The sequence below is a fragment of the Glaciihabitans tibetensis genome (genome assembly GCF_003003265.1).
In the GTDB taxonomy this organism is placed as follows: domain Bacteria; phylum Actinomycetota; class Actinomycetes; order Actinomycetales; family Microbacteriaceae; genus Glaciihabitans; species Glaciihabitans tibetensis.
This window is the reverse complement of sequence record NZ_PVTL01000001.1, coordinates 66,310-83,134: the sequence shown is the minus strand read 5'-3', so window position 1 is coordinate 83,134 and position 16,825 is coordinate 66,310. Positions and strand designations below refer to the sequence as shown.

Annotated in this window: 18 protein-coding genes; 7 read left to right on the top strand and 11 right to left on the bottom strand. The window is 64.2% G+C overall.

Features of this window, described 5'->3' with window-relative positions; genetic code table 11:
* Positions 1-132: 132 nt before the first annotated feature.
* From pyrH to rpsB, 3 genes are all read right to left on the bottom strand, one after another.
* Positions 133-846 (bottom strand): UMP kinase, encoded by a 714-nt coding sequence (pyrH, locus tag B0I08_RS00415; protein WP_106208741.1) that lies wholly within the window; start codon positions 844-846, stop codon positions 133-135.
* A gap of 111 nt (positions 847-957) precedes the next feature.
* A complete protein-coding gene (gene tsf / locus B0I08_RS00410; protein WP_106208739.1) occupies positions 958-1,785 on the bottom strand; it encodes a translation elongation factor Ts in 828 nt (275 codons plus the stop codon).
* A 9-nt stretch (positions 1,786-1,794) separates the two neighbouring features.
* The gene (gene rpsB / locus B0I08_RS00405) at positions 1,795-2,871 is read right to left on the bottom strand and encodes a 30S ribosomal protein S2 (protein WP_106208737.1); all 1,077 of its coding nucleotides are present in this window, start codon (positions 2,869-2,871) and stop codon (positions 1,795-1,797) included.
* Between the two features lie 483 nt (positions 2,872-3,354).
* Between rpsB and B0I08_RS00400 the strand changes: the two genes are divergently transcribed.
* Positions 3,355-4,005 (top strand): M23 family metallopeptidase, encoded by a 651-nt coding sequence (locus tag B0I08_RS00400; protein ID WP_106208735.1) that lies wholly within the window; start codon positions 3,355-3,357, stop codon positions 4,003-4,005.
* Between the two features lie 35 nt (positions 4,006-4,040).
* Here the strand turns inward: B0I08_RS00400 and B0I08_RS00395 are convergent, their stop codons facing one another.
* Positions 4,041-4,940 carry a tyrosine recombinase XerC gene (locus B0I08_RS00395; RefSeq protein WP_106209913.1) on the bottom strand — a complete coding sequence of 300 codons (900 nt, stop codon included), beginning with the start codon at positions 4,938-4,940 and terminating at the stop codon, positions 4,041-4,043.
* Between the two features lie 148 nt (positions 4,941-5,088).
* Between B0I08_RS00395 and B0I08_RS00390 the strand changes: the two genes are divergently transcribed.
* The 3 genes from B0I08_RS00390 to B0I08_RS00380 all read left to right on the top strand — a co-directional run bounded on the left by B0I08_RS00390 (position 5,089) and on the right by B0I08_RS00380 (position 6,529).
* Positions 5,089-5,505, top strand: a complete 417-nt coding sequence (locus B0I08_RS00390; RefSeq protein WP_106208733.1) for a hypothetical protein — start codon at positions 5,089-5,091, stop codon at positions 5,503-5,505.
* Positions 5,502-5,720 (top strand): helix-turn-helix transcriptional regulator, encoded by a 219-nt coding sequence (locus B0I08_RS00385; protein WP_106208731.1) that lies wholly within the window; start codon positions 5,502-5,504, stop codon positions 5,718-5,720. The genes B0I08_RS00390 and B0I08_RS00385 overlap by 4 nt, the downstream gene beginning before the upstream one ends.
* A 230-nt stretch (positions 5,721-5,950) precedes the next feature.
* Positions 5,951-6,529: a YdeI/OmpD-associated family protein gene (locus B0I08_RS00380; protein ID WP_106208729.1), complete on the top strand. Its 579-nt coding sequence runs from the start codon at positions 5,951-5,953 to the stop codon at positions 6,527-6,529.
* Between the two features lie 349 nt (positions 6,530-6,878).
* On the opposite strand, the gene B0I08_RS00370 is transcribed toward B0I08_RS00380, so the two are convergent.
* Entirely contained in the window at positions 6,879-7,799 is a 921-nt protein-coding gene (locus B0I08_RS00370; RefSeq protein WP_106208727.1) for a phosphodiesterase, read from the bottom strand.
* 118 nt (positions 7,800-7,917) lie between these two features.
* Positions 7,918-9,963 (bottom strand): MMPL family transporter, encoded by a 2,046-nt coding sequence (locus B0I08_RS00365; protein WP_106208725.1) that lies wholly within the window; start codon positions 9,961-9,963, stop codon positions 7,918-7,920.
* 68 nt (positions 9,964-10,031) lie between these two features.
* Between B0I08_RS00365 and B0I08_RS00360 the strand changes: the two genes are divergently transcribed.
* On the top strand, positions 10,032-10,529 hold the full coding sequence (locus B0I08_RS00360; RefSeq protein WP_106208723.1) for a MarR family winged helix-turn-helix transcriptional regulator: 498 nt from the start codon (positions 10,032-10,034) through the stop codon (positions 10,527-10,529).
* 133 nt (positions 10,530-10,662) lie between these two features.
* Here B0I08_RS00360 and B0I08_RS00355 read toward each other — a convergent pair whose 3' ends face one another.
* Together B0I08_RS00355 and dprA are read right to left on the bottom strand one after the other, a co-directional pair.
* Entirely contained in the window at positions 10,663-11,775 is a 1,113-nt protein-coding gene (locus tag B0I08_RS00355; RefSeq protein WP_181243095.1) for an acyltransferase family protein, read from the bottom strand.
* A 145-nt stretch (positions 11,776-11,920) separates the two neighbouring features.
* Positions 11,921-13,351 carry a DNA-processing protein DprA gene (gene dprA / locus B0I08_RS00350; RefSeq protein ID WP_106208719.1) on the bottom strand — a complete coding sequence of 477 codons (1,431 nt, stop codon included), beginning with the start codon at positions 13,349-13,351 and terminating at the stop codon, positions 11,921-11,923.
* A gap of 179 nt (positions 13,352-13,530) precedes the next feature.
* On the opposite strand from dprA, the gene B0I08_RS00345 reads away from it, so the two are divergent.
* The gene (locus B0I08_RS00345; protein ID WP_106209911.1) at positions 13,531-13,866 is read left to right on the top strand and encodes an ArsR/SmtB family transcription factor; all 336 of its coding nucleotides are present in this window, start codon (positions 13,531-13,533) and stop codon (positions 13,864-13,866) included.
* Positions 13,863-14,330 carry an SRPBCC family protein gene (locus B0I08_RS00340; protein WP_106208717.1) on the top strand — a complete coding sequence of 156 codons (468 nt, stop codon included), beginning with the start codon at positions 13,863-13,865 and terminating at the stop codon, positions 14,328-14,330. Before B0I08_RS00345 ends, B0I08_RS00340 begins: the two co-directional genes overlap by 4 nt.
* 47 nt (positions 14,331-14,377) lie before the next feature.
* Here the strand turns inward: B0I08_RS00340 and B0I08_RS00335 are convergent, their stop codons facing one another.
* From B0I08_RS00335 to B0I08_RS00325, 3 genes are all read right to left on the bottom strand, one after another.
* Positions 14,378-15,913 (bottom strand): YifB family Mg chelatase-like AAA ATPase, encoded by a 1,536-nt coding sequence (locus B0I08_RS00335; protein ID WP_106208715.1) that lies wholly within the window; start codon positions 15,911-15,913, stop codon positions 14,378-14,380.
* Complete coding sequence (locus B0I08_RS00330) at positions 15,913-16,269, bottom strand: YraN family protein (protein WP_106208713.1); 357 nt, start codon at positions 16,267-16,269, stop codon at positions 15,913-15,915. Before B0I08_RS00330 ends, B0I08_RS00335 begins: the two co-directional genes overlap by 1 nt.
* Positions 16,270-16,489: 220 nt before the next feature.
* Positions 16,490-16,813 carry a DUF2469 family protein gene (locus B0I08_RS00325; RefSeq protein ID WP_106208711.1) on the bottom strand — a complete coding sequence of 108 codons (324 nt, stop codon included), beginning with the start codon at positions 16,811-16,813 and terminating at the stop codon, positions 16,490-16,492.
* Between the last annotated feature and the right edge of the window lie 12 nt (positions 16,814-16,825).

Genomic DNA, 16,825 nt, shown 5'->3' with positions numbered 1-16,825 from the left:
GCTCCTTCGTGTTGCTACAAGTTTAGGTGAAAGCCGCCTGTGAAAAGCGCGGCCGGGTCGGGTCGTGTGTCGGGCTCTGCCGCCCCTGTGGCGGGAACCACCGCCAACCGGCAGGGAGCTCCCGCCAACGGGTCAGGCGCTGACGAGAGTACCGATCCGGTCACCACGGATGGCAGACGCGAGGTTTCCCGCCGGCGACATGCCGAACACAACCATCGGCATTCGGTTGTCCATGCAGAGGCTGAACGCGGTGGAGTCAACCACCTTGAGTCCCTGCACGAGCGCCTCCTGGTAGGTGATCTCGTGGATCATCGTCGCCGTGTCATCCGTCTTCGGATCCGCGGTGTAAACGCCGTCGACGCCGTTCTTGGCGACCAGCACAACGTCCGCGCCGATCTCCAGCGCACGCTGCGCGGCGACGGTGTCCGTCGAGAAGTACGGGAGGCCCGCCCCGGCGCCGAAGATTACGACCCGGCCCTTCTCGAGGTGGCGCTCCGCTCGGCGCGGGATGTATGGCTCCGCTACCTGGGTCATCGAGATGGCGGACTGCACGCGCGTCGCGGCGCCGGCCTGCTCAAGGAAGTCCTGGAGCGCAAGAGCGTTCATCACGGTGCCGAGCATGCCCATGTAGTCAGCGCGACCGCGATCCATGCCCCGCTGGCTCAGTTCTGCGCCACGGAAGAAGTTGCCGCCGCCGACGACGATGGCGATCTCGACATCCTTCGACGCTTCCGCAATCTCCTTGGCAAGTGCGCTCACCACATCGGGATTGACACCGAGAGAACCGGCGCCAAAAGCTTCACCGGACAATTTGAGTAGGACGCGTCGTCTGCGATTTTCTGTCATGTGGAAATCTCCCTCGTGGTGGCTCGATACAGGCTATGGGACGAAAACTATGGGAGGCGTAAAAAAGGGAGGTCCGAGACAACTGTCTCGGACCTCCCCTGGCTCACTGTGTTACGCGCCGACCTTGAATCGGGCGAACCCGGTCACGGTGATGCCGGCGTCGGCAGCTACGTTTTTCACGGACAACTTGTTGTCGCGTGCGTAGTCCTGTTCAAGCAGGGCTACCTGCTTGTAGAACGCGTTCAGGCGTCCCTCGATGATCTTCGGAAGGGCTGCCTCTGGCTTGCCCTCTCCGCGGCTGATTTCCTCGACGATGCGACGCTCGTTCTCGACGTCGGCCACGGGGACCTCGTCCTTGCTCACGTACGCAGGGTTCGCGAAGGAAATGTGCTGGGCGATGCTGCGAGCGGTCTCCGCGTCGTCACCGGTGTAGGCGACAACAACACCAACCTGCGGAGGCAGGTCGGAGCTGGTGCGGTGCAGGTACACGGAGAACTTGTCCCCCGTGAGCAGCTCCACGCGGCGCAGCTCGATCTTCTCGCCGAGGATTGCTGCCTCGTCGCCGATCAGTTCGCTGACGCTCTGGCTGCCCGCAGGAGCGCCGAGGGCTTCCTCAAGGTTCGCGGCACCGGCTGCGGCGACGGCCTCGAGGACCTTCTCGCCGAGCGCGATGAACTTGTCGCTCTTGGCGACGAAGTCGGTCTCGCACGCGAGCTCGATGAGCGTGGTGGTCGAACCGCTCTCCTTCGCGGCGATAAGGCCCTCGCTGGTGGAGCGGTCGGAGCGCTTCGCATTGCTCTTCGCGCCGCGCAGACGCAGCAGCTCGGTGGCCTTTGCAAGGTCACCGCCCGCCTCGACGAGCGCGTTCTTGGTCTCAACCATGCCGGTACCGAGCTGCTCGCGCAGCGTCTTCAGGTCTTCCAGCTTGAAATCTGCCATCGTGATTCCTTACTTGGTTTCGGCGGCAGCGTCTGCTGCAGCAGCGGTCTTCTTGGCGGGCTTTGCGGCCGGCTTCTTCTCGGCGGGGGTCGCCTCAGCTTCGATCTTCGCTTCGGTCTCAGCGTCAGACTCGACGGTGTGCTCGGGAACGATGGTCTCGTCAGCCTCAGCGGCCTTCTCGGCAACGGCTGCGTCTGCGTCGTTCTCTTCGACGTTGGCTGCGGGAGCCTCAGCAACGGGAGCCTCAGCAGCAGGCGCCTCGGTGGCCTCAGCTGCGGCAGGAGCCTCAGTTGCGGCGTCGGTCGCGGCGGGCGCCTCGGTCGCGGTGTCGGGAGCGGCGAGCAGCTCGGCCTCCCACGCGGCGAGGGGCTCAACTTCTGCACCCTCTTCGGGCTTCTGGTGACGCTGGACGAGGCCCTCGGCCGCTGCGTCCGCAATGATGCGGGTCAACAGGCCAACGGAGCGGATCGCGTCGTCGTTGCCCGGGATCGGGTACTGAACATCGTCGGGGTCGCAGTTGGTGTCCAGGATGGCGATGACCGGGATGCCCAGCTTGTGCGCCTCGTCGATCGCGAGGTGCTCCTTCTTGGTGTCCACGATCCACACGGCAGACGGGGTCTTCGTGAGGTTACGGATACCACCGAGGCTCTTCTGCAGCTTCACCAGTTCGCGGCGCTGGATGAGCAGCTCCTTCTTGGTGTAGCCACGGGTGGTGTCGTCGAAGTCGACCTCTTCCAGCTCCTTCATGCGTGCAAGACGCTTGGAGACCGTCTGGAAGTTGGTGAGCAGTCCACCCAACCAACGCTGGTTGACGTAGGGCTGGCCGACGCGCTGAGCCTGCTCGGCGATGGAGCCCTGAGCCTGCTTCTTGGTTCCGACGAAGAGGATGGTGCCACCGTGGGCAACCGTCTCCTTGACGTAGTCGTAGGTCTTGTCGATGTGTGCGAGCGACTGCTGCAGGTCGATGATGTGGCTTCCGGACCGCTCGGTCAGGATAAAGCGCTTCATCTTCGGGTTCCAACGGCGGGTCTGGTGCCCGAAGTGCACGCCGCTGTCGAGCAGCTGGCGAATGGTAACGACGGCCATGGTCGTAGTCCTTATCTGGCACGCGCTGCTTTGTGGCAGCGCCGTATCGTGCCTACTCAGTTGTCATCGCGGCCGGTTGGCGCGATCCTGGCGCCCGGCACGCAACCGCCTGCTCCCGATCGGCGCGAAGTTCTCGCGAAAAGGGTGCGGACTGAGTGGATGCAATGCATGCTCTGAAGAGCACAACGGGCACGCGTAGTCACCCCGAAAGCTCGGGATGCTTCCAAAATCATAGCACCGCTCTGTGAGAGCACCGCTCGTCGGCAGCGCCACTCTGTGAGCACCGCTTGTCGGCAGCGCCACTCCCCTACAGCGCCACTCCCCTACAGCACTGCTCGCAAACAGCACCACTCCCCGACAGCACTGATCCATTACAGCGCCACCTCGGCAGCACTGCTCCCTGACAACCCTGGTCGCGCGGCGGAAATCCCCGGCCTCCCCGCACATCCGTTCCGAACTCAAAAAGATCCTGACGATAGGTGGATGCCACGCGCCGCCGTATCCCTTGTCCTCATACTCATCCTTCCGCTCATCCCGCTCCCGCTCCCGCTCCCGCCCTCGCCCGCGGCGCAGTATCCTCCTCGCGCCTCCGCGGCGCAGGATCCTCCTCCCGCCTTCGCGACGGTCGTAGACCACAGCTTTGCCGCCGTCCGAGCGGCTTCAGGTGGGGGCGCGGAGCCAGCCACCCCGGGAGAAAGGTCGGTCAGCGGGACGTGGCTGTGGCCGACCGCTGGCGCACGCTTCATCCACCGGGCATATGCCGCTCCCCCTCGGCGCTACGCGGCAGGCCACCGCGGAATTGACATCAGCACCAGCGGCGCGGTGATCGCGCCCGCCGACGGCGCGGTGCACTTCGCCGGCGTGGTTGTTGACCGGCCCGTTCTGTCGATCATGCACTCCGACGGACACCTGTCGAGCTACGAGCCGGTGAACACAGCGCTGCGCCGAGGGGATGCAGTGCAGCGGGGGCAGGTCATCGGGGAAGTCGCTCCGGTCGGCACTGGCCCGCCGCATTGCGAAACGCTTTGTCTTCACGTAGGCGTGCGCATCAATGGCGAGTATGTCTCACCGCTATTACTGTTCGAAGGCATCCCGCGCTCCGTGCTGCTGCCCACCCGCCGATTCGACGGCTAGGCGATGGGTCGGGCAGCCCATCTCGGCTGCGCAGACTACGCGCGGGGGTGAGCCATCTTGTAACTCTCTTTGAGCCGCTCAGCGGAGACGTGGGTGTACAGCTGTGTTGTGCCAAGGCTGGCGTGGCCGAGCATCTCCTGAACCGAGCGGAGGTCCGCGCCGCCATCAAGGAGATGCGTCGCCGCTGTGTGGCGCAGTGTGTGCGGTCCTGATGGGCCCGAGCCGGGAATGGTCTCGAGGATGCTTGCCACTAACTCATAGACCGCTCGCGTTCCGAGCCTGCCCCCACGAGCGCCGAGAAAAAGTGCCGCCGTTGGCCGCGTGATCAGGGTTTCCCGCAGAGGCAGGTACTGCTGGAGCGCGCGCTGGGCGGGGATCCCAAACGGAACCACACGTTCCTTCGATCCTTTGCCGATGACGCGGGCAGTGAGTCGGCCGGAGTCGATGTCATCTAAGTCGAGTCCCACGAGTTCGCTAACGCGCAGCGCGGACGCGTACAGCAGTTCTACGACGGCGAGGTCGCGGGCGGCTGCGACATCCCCTGTCGAAGCCAACGCCGAGAGGTCCGCGAAAACCGCGTCTACCTGTGCTCTTGTCAGCACGCGGGGAAGGTGGTGGTCCGACTTGGGGGCGCGGAGCCGCACCGCGGGATCCGTGGGAGTGATGTCACTGCGCCGGAGCCACCCGGACAGGCTCCGTGACGCGGCGGAACGGCGCGCGAGGGTGGACTTCGCCAGACCAGACGTCGACCCCCGCCACAGCCAGTCCCGGAAGAGTTCCAGGTCAAGCTGATCCGTTTGCTCGACCCCGCGTGTGGCCGCGAACTCCACCAGGTCGCGCAGGTCGGACGTGTAGGAACGCACTGTGTGCGCGCTGAAACCGCGCTCGGCGGAGAGGTAGACCACGAAGTCCTGAACCGCCCGTTCCAGCTGCATCTCACCATAGTTGCGCACGGTGCGGAGAAGTCCAGACAGGCGAGCCGCACAATGAACCTGATTCCGCTCGAGACTCACGCCCGACGGGTCTGAACGAGTATGACAAGGACGCTTGACAACCCCGAGAGGTGTCGGTCAAGATATGTGCATGACAAGCAACCTTGACAAGACGGACGCAAGTACGGGCGACAGGACCATTGCGCGGGCATACCACCGCGAGTTCTGGCCCGGCATGATCGGGTACGCGGTGGTGCTTACCGCGGTCCTCCTCTGGGGCGATCTGGATGGCGAAAGCCCGTGGCGGTTCGTCTGGGCAATCCTGCCCGTAGTCCCGCTGCTGTGGGTGGTCGTCGCGATTCTGCGACACATCCGTCGGATCGACGATTATCAGCGATTCCTTCTGCTCCAGGGGCTCGCGGTGGGCTTCTGCGTAGCGATGCTGGCAGCTGTCACTGTTGCGTTCCTGGAAATCGCAGGACTGGGTCTGACGGGCGACGGCTGGATCATCTACGGCGCGGGCATGCTGGGTTGGCTTGTGACGAGCACGGTATCGCGGGCGCGATGAAGAACGATCTGAAGCACCTGCGGGAACGTGAAGGGTTGACACAGGGCGCCCTCGCCGATCGGCTCGGAGTATCGCGCCAGACCGTCAACGCCCTCGAAACGGGAAAGTACGATCCCGCGCTGCCCCTCGCGTTTCGTATCGCGCGGCTTTTCTCACTCCCCATTGAAGCGATATTCACGCCGCCCGACGATCCGCTCCCGCCGGCCTCGAGTTGACTAGCTCAGGCAAGAGCCGACCAGATCTTGCGATAGGTAACCAGATCTTACGGTAGGTAACCAGATCGGCAGTAGGTGACCGGACCTTGCTGTAGGTGACCAGATCTTGCGGCAGATGACCAGATCTTGCGGAGGTGACCAGTTATTGCCCGCGCCCAACGTCGCTGCTGATTGGCAGCGGGGTTGCGTAAGGGGTTCCGCGCTGAATATCCGCCCCCTACCGTGGCCTCATGCCCTTCCCGGATGACGCACCACGCAGACACTTCGAACACGAGAACCAATGGCGCGACTGGTTGGAGAACAACCACGCAACCGCGTCGGGGCTCTTTGTTGTGTCGTGGCGCGCATCCACTGGCCGTCCCGCGATTGGCTACGCGAAAATGGTCGAGCAGGCGTTGTGCTTCGGTTGGGTCGACTCCCGCCAGATTCGTCTGGATAACGAGCGGACGATGCTCTGGTTCACCCCACGGAGGCCAGGTTCCGGTTGGTCCCGCACCAACAAAGAGCGGGTGCAGCGTTTGGCCGAGTCGGGCCAGATGCGCCCGGCGGGACAGGTAGCAGTCACCACTGCGCAAGCTGACGGGAGCTGGGAAAAGCTCGATTCGATCAACAACCTTGAACTACCGCCTGATCTGACCGGCGAGTTCGCTCGCCATCCGGGCGCAAGCACAGCCTTCGACGAGTTCCCGCGGTCAGTGCGACGCGGCATCCTTGAGTGGATCGCAGCAGCGAAAACCCCAACTACGCGCGCCCGAAGAATCGAAGAAACAGCAATGAAGGCAGCCAAGGGCGAGCGCGCACACCCGTAGGTCCGTAACGCGCGCACCAGCAGCCCAGCAGCGTGCGCACCTAAACCACAGCAATCGCCGGTTCTGTTGCCGTCGCGATCGCTGTCGACTACGCGTCGCCCAGCACCGCTCGCACCAATAACGCAGCTGTCGCTACCGCTATCGCTGTCGCTACCGCTGTCACTGTCACTGCCGACTAAGCGTCGCCCAGCACCGCTCGCACCAATAACGCAGCTGTCGCTACCGCTATCGCTGTCGCTACCGCTGTCACTGTCACTGCCGACTAAGCGTCGCCCAGCACCGCTCGCACCAATAACGCAGCTGTCGCTACCGCTATCGCTGTCGCTACCGCTGTCACTGTCACTGCCGACTAAGCGTCGCCCAGGTTGAACTTGGACTGCTTGTTGGAGAACATCTCCAACCGCTGCTCGGGAGTCATCGCCTCGATGGTTGCGCGGTGCTCGGAGGAGAATCCGGTGACCTCCGTGGTGTCCCCCACCGGAACTATGGAGTGCACTATCTGGTCCTCGTACACGTGCACGATATTGATCGACTGGCCCGCGTCCACCCCAGACAGAAGACGGTCCTGCGCCGTGAGATCGAGCGTGTAACAGGTCGCCGCGGCCACTGAAACCGGCACCCCGGCGAAGGTACTGTGCGTGGAGTAGTGCAGGTGCCCGGCCAGGATTCCCCTCACATCGGTGCCGGAAATCACCGCGGCCAGCCGGTCCTGCCCGCGAAGCTCAAGCATTTCCATCGCCCAGAGCAGCGGGGTGGGAATCGGTGGGTGGTGCATGGCGAGGATGGTGCCGTGCGGTGCCGGCGTCGCGAGCAGGTCCGCCAGCCATTCCAGCTGCCCGTCGGTCAGCTCCCCGTGGTGATAGCCGGGCACCGTGCTGTCGAAGGAGATCAACCGAAGTCCATCGAGGTCGTAGACACGGTCCTGCGGCGCTTCAGTGGGCGCGGCGTCAAAAAGCAGCTCAGAGTATTGCGGCCGCTCGTCATGATTGCCCATCACCCAGACCACGCGGGCGCCAAGTCGCTCCGCAACCGGTTCGACGATGCCACGCAGCCGAGTGTAGGCATCCGGCTCCCCCAGGTCCGCAAGATCCCCCGTGAAGACCAGGGCCTCCGGACGGATGCCGGATCGTTCGAGTTGCTTCAGCGCCTGCGCGAGGTTCTCGTCTGTGTCGACCGAGCCGAACAGGGGTGCTGAGCGAGCGAGAAAGTGGGTGTCACTAATGTGCGCAATGACATGCGCGGCGGCAGGATACTGTCCAAGTTGGGTCACGCGCCCAGCCTAAGGGCCGCGCCCGACACCGAGAAGTCCAGGTTCCGGTGGCCGACGTCGTTCTGCCGCCTCGGGCGGACCGACTGGCCGAGCGACCTGGCGGAACTTCTGGCCGGCACTAGGAGCGGGGCATCAGCTTGCGCGGCCACCAGAATCCATCGCCCGAGATGAAGGCGAGCGCCGGGACGATCACCGTGCGCACCAACAAGGTGTCAAGCAAAACTCCCACGCAAACGATGATGCCGATTTGGGTCAGGGTAATCAGCGGGAGCACGCCGAGCACCGCAAATACCGCCGCGAGCAGGATCCCCGCACTGGTGATCACACCACCGGTCGCGGACAGCGCTCGGATCATGCCCGCACGGGTGCCCACCAGCTTTGCCTCTTCGTTGGCGCGCGTCACAAGGAAGATGTTGTAGTCCACCCCGAGCGCCACCAAGAACAGGAAACTCAGCAAAACTACGTTGGTGTCCATCGCGGGGAAGTCGAACACCGTACGGAACAGAACCCAGCTGAGGCCGAGACTGGCGAAGTACGACGCGACTACCGTGAACAACAGCAACAGGGGCGCGAGCAGCGACCGCAACAGGATCATCAGCACGAGGAACACCAGCGCGAGTATCAGAGGAATCACCAGGTTCTGGTCCGCAAGGGTCGCGGTGGAGACATCCAGCGCCTGGGCATCGGAACCGCCTACCAGGGCATCTGCCCCATCGAGTGCCCCGAGATCGGCGCGGAGCGCCCGCACGGTGTCGAAGGCCTCCTCGGTCTCGGCCGCGGCGGCCAGCACCACGCTAATCTCGGTGATCGTCCCGTCGCTCTCGCCAATAGTTGCAGCATCCACTCCAGGGACGGCGGACGCGACATCCACCGCCTCATCGGCGAATGCCGAATTGACGATCACCGTGGTGGGCGAGCCACTGCCCGCGGCGAAAGACTCCGCAATCAGATTCTGCCCTCGTACTGACTCGGGTTCCGAGATGAACACCTCGGTTTGCGCGAGACCGGTGCGAAGCTGCGTTACTCCCACCGACAGCCCGCCCAGGATCATCACTCCGATGGCGGCGACCGCAAGGGGCCGCCGAGCTACCCGGGCTCCGAGCCGCGCCCAGACTCCCTTGGCCGACGGGTCCGCTGAACCGAATCGCGGGATGTATGGCCAGAACAAGCCACGGCCAAAAAGCACCAGTGCGGCGGGAAGGACAACGAGCGCGAACAGCATCGCGATGACAATCCCGGTGGCGCACGCTATGCCGAGCGCCCGGTTTCCCGTCAGCTGCGCGAACAGGAGCGTCAGCAAACTCAGGACGACGGTGCTGCCGCTCGCCAAAACGGCGGGACCCGCACCGCGAAGAGCAGTCGACATGGCCGCCCGGCGGTCTTCATGGGTGCGAAGTTCGTCCCGATACCGGGCGATGAGCAGGAGGGCGTAGTTGGTTCCCGCGCCGAACACGAGCACCGAGAGAATCCCGGTCGTCGACGCGTCCAGGGTGATCCCTATTGCCGCCGCAACCCGCGTCGCCACGATACCGGCGATGCCGTCTGCGATCCCGATCACGATCAGGGGGACCAGCCAGAGCCAGGGGCTGCGGTAGGTGACGATGAGCAGGATTGCAACCACGATGACCGTGGTCAGGAGGAGGGTGAAATCGGCGCCGGCGAAAACCGCGGTGATGTCGACGGTGAAGCCCTCCGGCCCGGTCAGCAAGGCGCTCAGCCCGTTCGGCAGATCCGTGTTGGCGAGCGCCCGGAGCTCGTCGGCACGCTCGGTTTGAATCGCGACATCCTCCTCCACATCGAGAGGAACAATCACGAGCGCCGTGGATCCATCGTCGGAAACCGTGGGCGGAGGCACGAAACCCTCACTCGACAGCCCCGCAAGATTTGCCGAGGCTGCCGTGATGGCGGTCAGCTCGGGTGCAGACAGCTCGTCGCCCCCGTTGCTGTACACGAGGATGGCGGAGGTCGAGTCGGCGCTCGGCAGGCCTTCCTGCGCTTGGCTCACCCGCACAGATTCGGCGCTGTCCGGCAAGCCCGCTCCCGGGCCGGTTTCGGAGTCGGTGCCGGAACCGAGTGCAAATACCGCCCCGGCCGCGAGGAGTGTCACCACGAGCACGATCCACGATGTGGCTCGACCGGTGAGAAAATCTGTCAGGCGTCGCATAACGTCCCTTTTAGCTAAATGATTTGACTATCAGTTCAATTAGAGACTTTATTCGTAGGATGGTGCTTATGCAACCTTTCACGGTGGATGACGCGGAGCCGACCAGCGCGGTCCTCGCGGTTTCCGGCCCGCCGCAGATTGAGGTCCGCGAGGCCAGCAAACTCTTGCGGGAAGTACTTCAGCTCACCTCCGCGTTCGAATCGAAGGTCAGCTCGGCGCTATCGGTCAACCGCCGGGATTTCGACGCGATGCAGCACCTCATCGCGAGTGGGCCGCTCAGCCCCAGCCAGATCGCACGACGCCTGGGGGTCACGACCGCTGCGGCAACGATCATCGTTGATCGGCTCACGGCGGTGGGTCATGTCACTCGGGAACCCCACCCGACCGATCGCCGCGGCGTGATGGTCGTGCCGACCCCGGCTTCCGTCGACGCGGCGATGGGGCACGTCCTTCCGCTCATCATGGGAGTGGATCGACTACTCGATGACTTCACCACCACCGAGAGAGCGGCAATAACCACGTACCTGCGCCGTGTGGCGCACGTGTATCAGGAACAATTGCGCTGACAAGACACGGCGCTGACAGAACGAGTGTGCTGCCGAGATAGTTCCCAGCCCCGGAATCCGGCGCCAGATGCGCAAGTGGTCACCTGCCGAAGTGCGGCCGCACCCACCATCGTGTGCGGCTCGCCCGCCTGGCTTATGTATGGACCACGCTTTTCGGCTCGGGGGCCACCGGGGAGAACACCCGTAGCCGCCACTTTTTTGCAAACGCCTGCGTCGGGCGTTCGATCAGGCGGTAGCTCGCGTACCCGACTCCGAGGACGGCCACCAGGGTGGCAACCCACCAAAGAGCGGTCACGAGAGGATTCATCCACAGTGGACCAGCGATCGCCAGCCACACCCGCCCAGTGACAGCGAGGACAAGGACGTGACTGAGGTAGACCGAATAGGACATGTCGCCGAGTACCCTCAGTTTGCTGAAGACGCCAATGCCGCCATGCTGCTCAAACGCGGTCACACCGAGCACCACCAGACCGAACCCGAGTCCGACCGTGAGCGGTCGCACGAGGTCTGGCCCGCTATAAATGTCGATAATCGAGGCAGTGCCGAGTGTCAGAAGCACAGCGACACCTAACGCGCCTGCGGCGATGGCGATGTAGCGATTGACGTGCCGGAAGAGGATCGCGGCCACGCCGCCGAAGATGAACTCGATGGCCATGGAGTTCGCGGGAACCTGAAGAAGCGGATGCAGCGCCTGCGGTCCGTTCCAGTTGAGCAGCACCAGCACGAGAGCCCAGGCCCCTAGAGCCGGAATGAGGAATCGCTCGGGAAGGGCGAGGATGACCGCGAAAACGATGTAAAACCAGAGCTCGAGCGTCAGCGTCCACGCGACCAGCAGGATCGGCAGCGTCTCCCCCGGAAGCAAAAGTAACGAGCCGACGATGTCAACGTTTCCGCCCTGAGAGGAGTTCACAAAGCCAGGAAGGAACATCACCACTGGGATCAGCATCAGTGCGTAAACCCAATAGGTCGGATAAATCCGAAAAGCGCGGTTCCACGCGAAAACACCCACCTCGCGCACGGCGCCGTGTCGCCCTCGGGTAGTCAGCACCATCACAAACCCACTGATCACAAAAAACAGATCGATTCCGACCATGCCACCCGAGAAGAAATCCGGGAGGACGTCGGCGCCGAAGTACTTGGGCTGGGTCGCCAGCGCATGGAACGCGACCACGGCGAGCGCGGCCAGCCCCCGTGCCACCTGAATGGAGTTGATTCTGCGCCCGGTTCCGCGAGTGTGTCTCGACACCGATGGCTCCTCTTGCTGGGGATGCCCGCACATGTAAATCATGCGTCAGGAAGGGGGTGCGCATCACTTAGTAAATGAGCACAAGTCAGCCTATCGTCGAAGCTGATTTATATTCGTCGACACGCCCACCGCCGTGAGGCGGCGACTATTCGCGGCCCCGCGGCACAACGGCCCATCCCGTTTCGCGCTCGATCACCTTCTGTTCCAGTTGTAACAGGCCCAGAGTCGCTTGCACGGTAGCGACCGACAGACCGCAGCGTGCGGCCACGTCCACGACGGTCCGCGGCGAACGCGCACTCAGCGCGTCGAGCACCCGCAGTTGCACCGGCGGCCGGTCGCCGAGGGATACCGGACGACTCGGCCGAGGGTCCACACGGTTCGTTCCCGATCCGGCTGCTGCTTCCGCTTCCGTTCCCGATCCGGCTGCCGCTGCTGCTTCCGCTGCCGTTCCCGATCCCGATCTCGCTGCCGCTTCCGCTTCCGCTTCCGCTTCCGCACTATTGGCCGGGCTCGAGCTGCCATCGAGGTCGAATCTGCCGGGCTTTAGTTCATCGAAGGTCAGCGGGGCGAGTTCGGCCATCTCGTCGGGGTTGGTTACGCACACTGCGTCGAACTCGCGGATAAGCCGATGACACCCGGCGGAGGCCGCGCTCGTCACCGGTCCGGGAACGGCGCCCAGCGGGCGAGCCAGGGCCGCGGCATGGCCGGCAGTGTTCAGCGAGCCTGAACGCCACCCTGCCTCCATGACTACGGTGGCCCTGCTGGCGGCCGCGATCAGACGATTGCGCTGGAGGAATCGCCACTTCGTAGGGGGCTCCCCACAAGGAAGCTCAGAGATCACCGCCCCGGACTCAGCGATTCGGGTCAGCAAGGTGTCGTGTCCGCTCGGGTAGAAGCGGTCGACGCCCCCCGCCAGGAATGCCACGGTCACCCCGTGACTGGCAAGAGCCGCCCGATGGGCCATCCCATCGATTCCGTACGCAGCACCGGACACGATCGCGTAGCCGCGGTCCACGAGCCCAGCCGATGCCTCCATTGTCACGTGCTCGCCGTAGCCCGTCGCGGCGCGCGCCCCCACGAGCGCTATGGAGTTTGCCAGCGCTCCGAGCGCGCCATCCGCTCCCCGGCACCACAACGCGAGCGGCGCATGAAAACCAAGATCGTCCAAGCCGCCCGGCCAGTCGGGCGATTGCGGTGCGAGCAGCCGCGCACCAACCCGCTCTGCGCGCCGAAGCGCCGTCAGGGTGGCTTCTGGCACTACGCGAGGTTTCCACCGGGCGAGCGCCTTCGCCAGGTCTGCGACGAGACCGGCATCCTCTCCGAGGTCGCCTGCGCCGGTTTGCGCGAGCGCGTCGATTACTGCGGATGGCGAGCGCCCCTCGATCACAAGAGTCAACGCCAGTGCCGCGCCGAGGTGGGTAACGATGAGTCCGGCGGTGCGATCTCCGGGCTCAATGATGCCGCTCCACATAGCCCGAGCCACCCGGTCACGGGTGGCTTCGCGATCCAACGGCTCGCTGGACACGGTGTGGACCAACGTTGCGGCCTCAGACTCCTTGATTCCGAACATGGTCATGGGACTCTGCCTTTCCGCGCACCGGGTGGATGATGCGCCCTGTCCACGATTGCGATTGGGCCAACTCCATAGGGGGCCGATGCAAAACCTGTGAGTTGTTTGTCGCGTTCTCGTGCGGTTCGGGAGAGGATTCCGCACGACCCTTGATCTTGATGACGGAGGGTGCAATAGTGAACCACATGGTTCATCAAAGTCCCCTCGACGAGGCCTTCGCAGCGCTGTCGGATCCCACCCGGCGTGGAATTCTCACTCAGCTCGGCGATGGCCCTGCGACCGTAGGCGAGCTCGCCCAACCGGCTGGGATCACCGTGACGGGGATGGCGAAACATGTTCGCGTCCTGGAGAACGCCGGGCTGGTTGTGACCGAGAAAATCGGCCGAACCCGCCAGTGTCGGCTCGGCGCTGAGCGCTTGGATGACGCGATGGCATGGATCAGTTTCTATCAGCGGCTCTGGGAGCGTCGACTCGACGGTCTCGATGCCTACTTCACCCTCCAGAAAGGACACGAGAAATGAGCGAGAGCACCACCGAAAACGAAACAATCGAATTGAGGATGACGCGGATCCTCCCTGCCACCCCGGATGAGGTGTTCGACGCCTACACCGATGCCGAGAAGCAGAAGATCTGGTACTCGATCCTCGACGAGACTCCCGGCATCGTGGAAATAACCACAGATCTCCGCGTCGGCGGGCAGCAAACCGCCGTGTGGGGAACGGACAGAGATTCCCTCTTCCGGGAGACCCAGACCTTCCTCGAGATCGATCGACCACACCGTCTCGTGACGGACGCCACAGGCAGCGATCCCGATGGCATGACGATGACCACACACGTTGTGGTCACCTTCGAGGCCCATCAGGATGACTCGACGCTGGTCACAGTGGTTCAGTCGGGTTTCCCCACCCCCGAGGTGCGCGACTTCTTCCAAACAATGGCGTGGGTCGGCGCCTTCGAACGCATCGAAGCGTTCCTCACTCGCTGAGCGGCAAACCCGCGCCACGAGGGAGCAGTTCCGTTGTTCACTCCCCGCTACGTTGTCATCGCCTTCCTCAGGTACAGAGCCCGACCTACGTGATCTGCACGAGGCGCGGTGGCGCCGTCGAGGTCGGCAAGCGTCCACGCCAACCGGAGCACCCGGTCATAGCCACGCATGGTCAGTCCGCCCCGCTCCAACGCCCGGTCGATTGAAGCGGTGACAGCCGGAGATAAGCGGAATTCCGCAGCGCGCAGCCACTTGCCGGGCACCTGTGAGTTGAGGCTCCACGGTGTCCCGGCAAGGCGCTCTGCCGCCACGAGTCGCGCGGTGGCGACGCGCGCGCGGGCCTTCTCTGTGCTCACGCGAGGATTCTCGTCGCCAATCCGCATCTGCGCTGACGTGATGCGGTGAACCCGGAGTTGAATGTCGATGCGGTCCAGCAGCGGACCAGACACTCGCGCAAGGTAGCGACGACGCACCTGCGGGCTGCAGGTGCAGTCTGAGTCTCGCGGCCCGTATTGTCCGCACGGGCAGGGGTTTGCTGCCATAACCAGCTGAAACCGCGCGGGAAACTGCGCCACCGAATTGGCCCTGTGGATCGTGATCAGCCCAGATTCGAGGGGCTGTCGCAGCGCGTCGAGCACGGCGGAACTAAACTCGGGCACCTCATCGAGGAAGAGCACACCGTGACTCGCCCGCGCCGCCGCTCCCGGCCGGATCATCGCACTGCCGCCGCCCACCAGCGCGGCGGCAGTCGCCGTGTGGTGGGGTGCCTCGAGGGGCGGGCGGCGCGCGAGGCTGCCCCCGACAGGCAATCCCGACAGCGATCGAACCGAACTCACTTCCAGGGCGGCCTGCGCGTCCAGATCAGGCAGAAGCCCGGGAAGTCGTGCCGCAAGCATTGTTTTGCCCGCCCCGGGAGGCCCGAGCAAAAACACATGGTGCCCACCCGCAGCCGCAACCACCATCGCCTCGACGGCTTCCTCGTTGCCGACAACATCCGCCAGATCGCTGCTGTCTTCCTCAGGTTCCGCGGGCACAGAAACCAGTACTGGCTCGACAGGTTCGGGTGCAAACGCTCCGCCGTGCCAGATCACCGCGTCCCGCAGTGACGGAACGGCGACCACCCGAATTCCAGGAACGAGCGCAGCTTCCTCCGCGTTGCCCGTCGGAACCATCACGGTAGCGAACCCGGCCTGCGCGGCGGCGTGCACGGCCGGCAGTACCCCCGGGATCGGACGCAGCCTGCCGTCGAGACCCAACTCACCCAGGTGCACCACCGCGTTGATCGATTCGGAGCTCACCGTGCCGTTTGCCGCGAGCGCCGCAAGGGCAATGGCGAGATCAAACCCTGAGCCGTGTTTGGGGAGCGCGGCCGGCGAGAGGTTTACCGTTATGCGACGCCCGGCGAGTGGGCAACCGGAATTGGTGGCGGCCGCACGAACGCGATCCTTCGCCTCGTTGAGGGCTGTGTCGGGTAGACCAATAAGCACCATGCTCGGCAGGTTGCTGGAGATATCCGCCTCGATCTCTACTATCGCGCCGCGCAACCCCAGCAGCGACACCGCGTGCGTTCTTCCCAGAGCCATCAGAAGATCCGCGGGAGGTGCTCGATCGCTACGGGCCCGACGCGTGGCAGGAGGACCCCGATGGCATCGATTCGAACCCAGCGATGGTCTCCGGAGTGCGCCGCGCACCACGCAGCCGCGAGACGTCTCAGGCGCGCCAGTTTCGCGGGCGTGATCCCCTGCAGCGGAGAGCCAAAGGAGGTGCTGGAGCGCGTCTTCACCTCGACGAAGACGACATACGCGCCGTCACGCGCGACGATGTCGATCTCGCCCTGACGACACCGCCAGTTGCGATCGATCACCTCGAGCCCGAGCGCCTCGAGGTGTGCGACCGCGAGCACCTCACCGCGTCTGCCGAGCTCGTCCTTCGCCGCCATCGCAACCTCCCTCCCCGAGGATGCCGGGGGCGGAGAGCGTTCAGTCGCAGCTCCCGCGGTCGGTGTGTTCCCGGACAGGAGCGACGGCTGGGGAGGAGAGGACGTGGTGCCAGTACAACTAGCGTCGACCACGGGTACTCGTTGAGCGCGGCTACATGTCGACCACGGCTACTCGTCGAGCGCCGCGACAAGGTGAGCGCCGCTACAAGGTCGAGCGCGACTACTCGTCGAGCGCGAGTTCCTTCGGCAGCTCCAGCTCTTTCGCGCTGAGCTCCTCGACGTTGACGTCCTTGAACGTGAGAACGCGCACGGACTTCACAAACCGGTCGGAACGGTAGACGTCCCAGACCCACACGTCACTCATGGTGAGTTCGAAATAGAAGTCATGCTCCGTGTCCTGACGCACCAGGCTGACCTCGTTGGCGAGATAAAACCTGCGCTCCGTCTCCACGACATAACGGAATTGCGACACCACGTCGCGGTACTCCCGATAGAGAGCAAGCTCGACCTCTCGGTCGTAGTCTTCGAATTCGTCTTCTTCCATGCTGGGATCAGT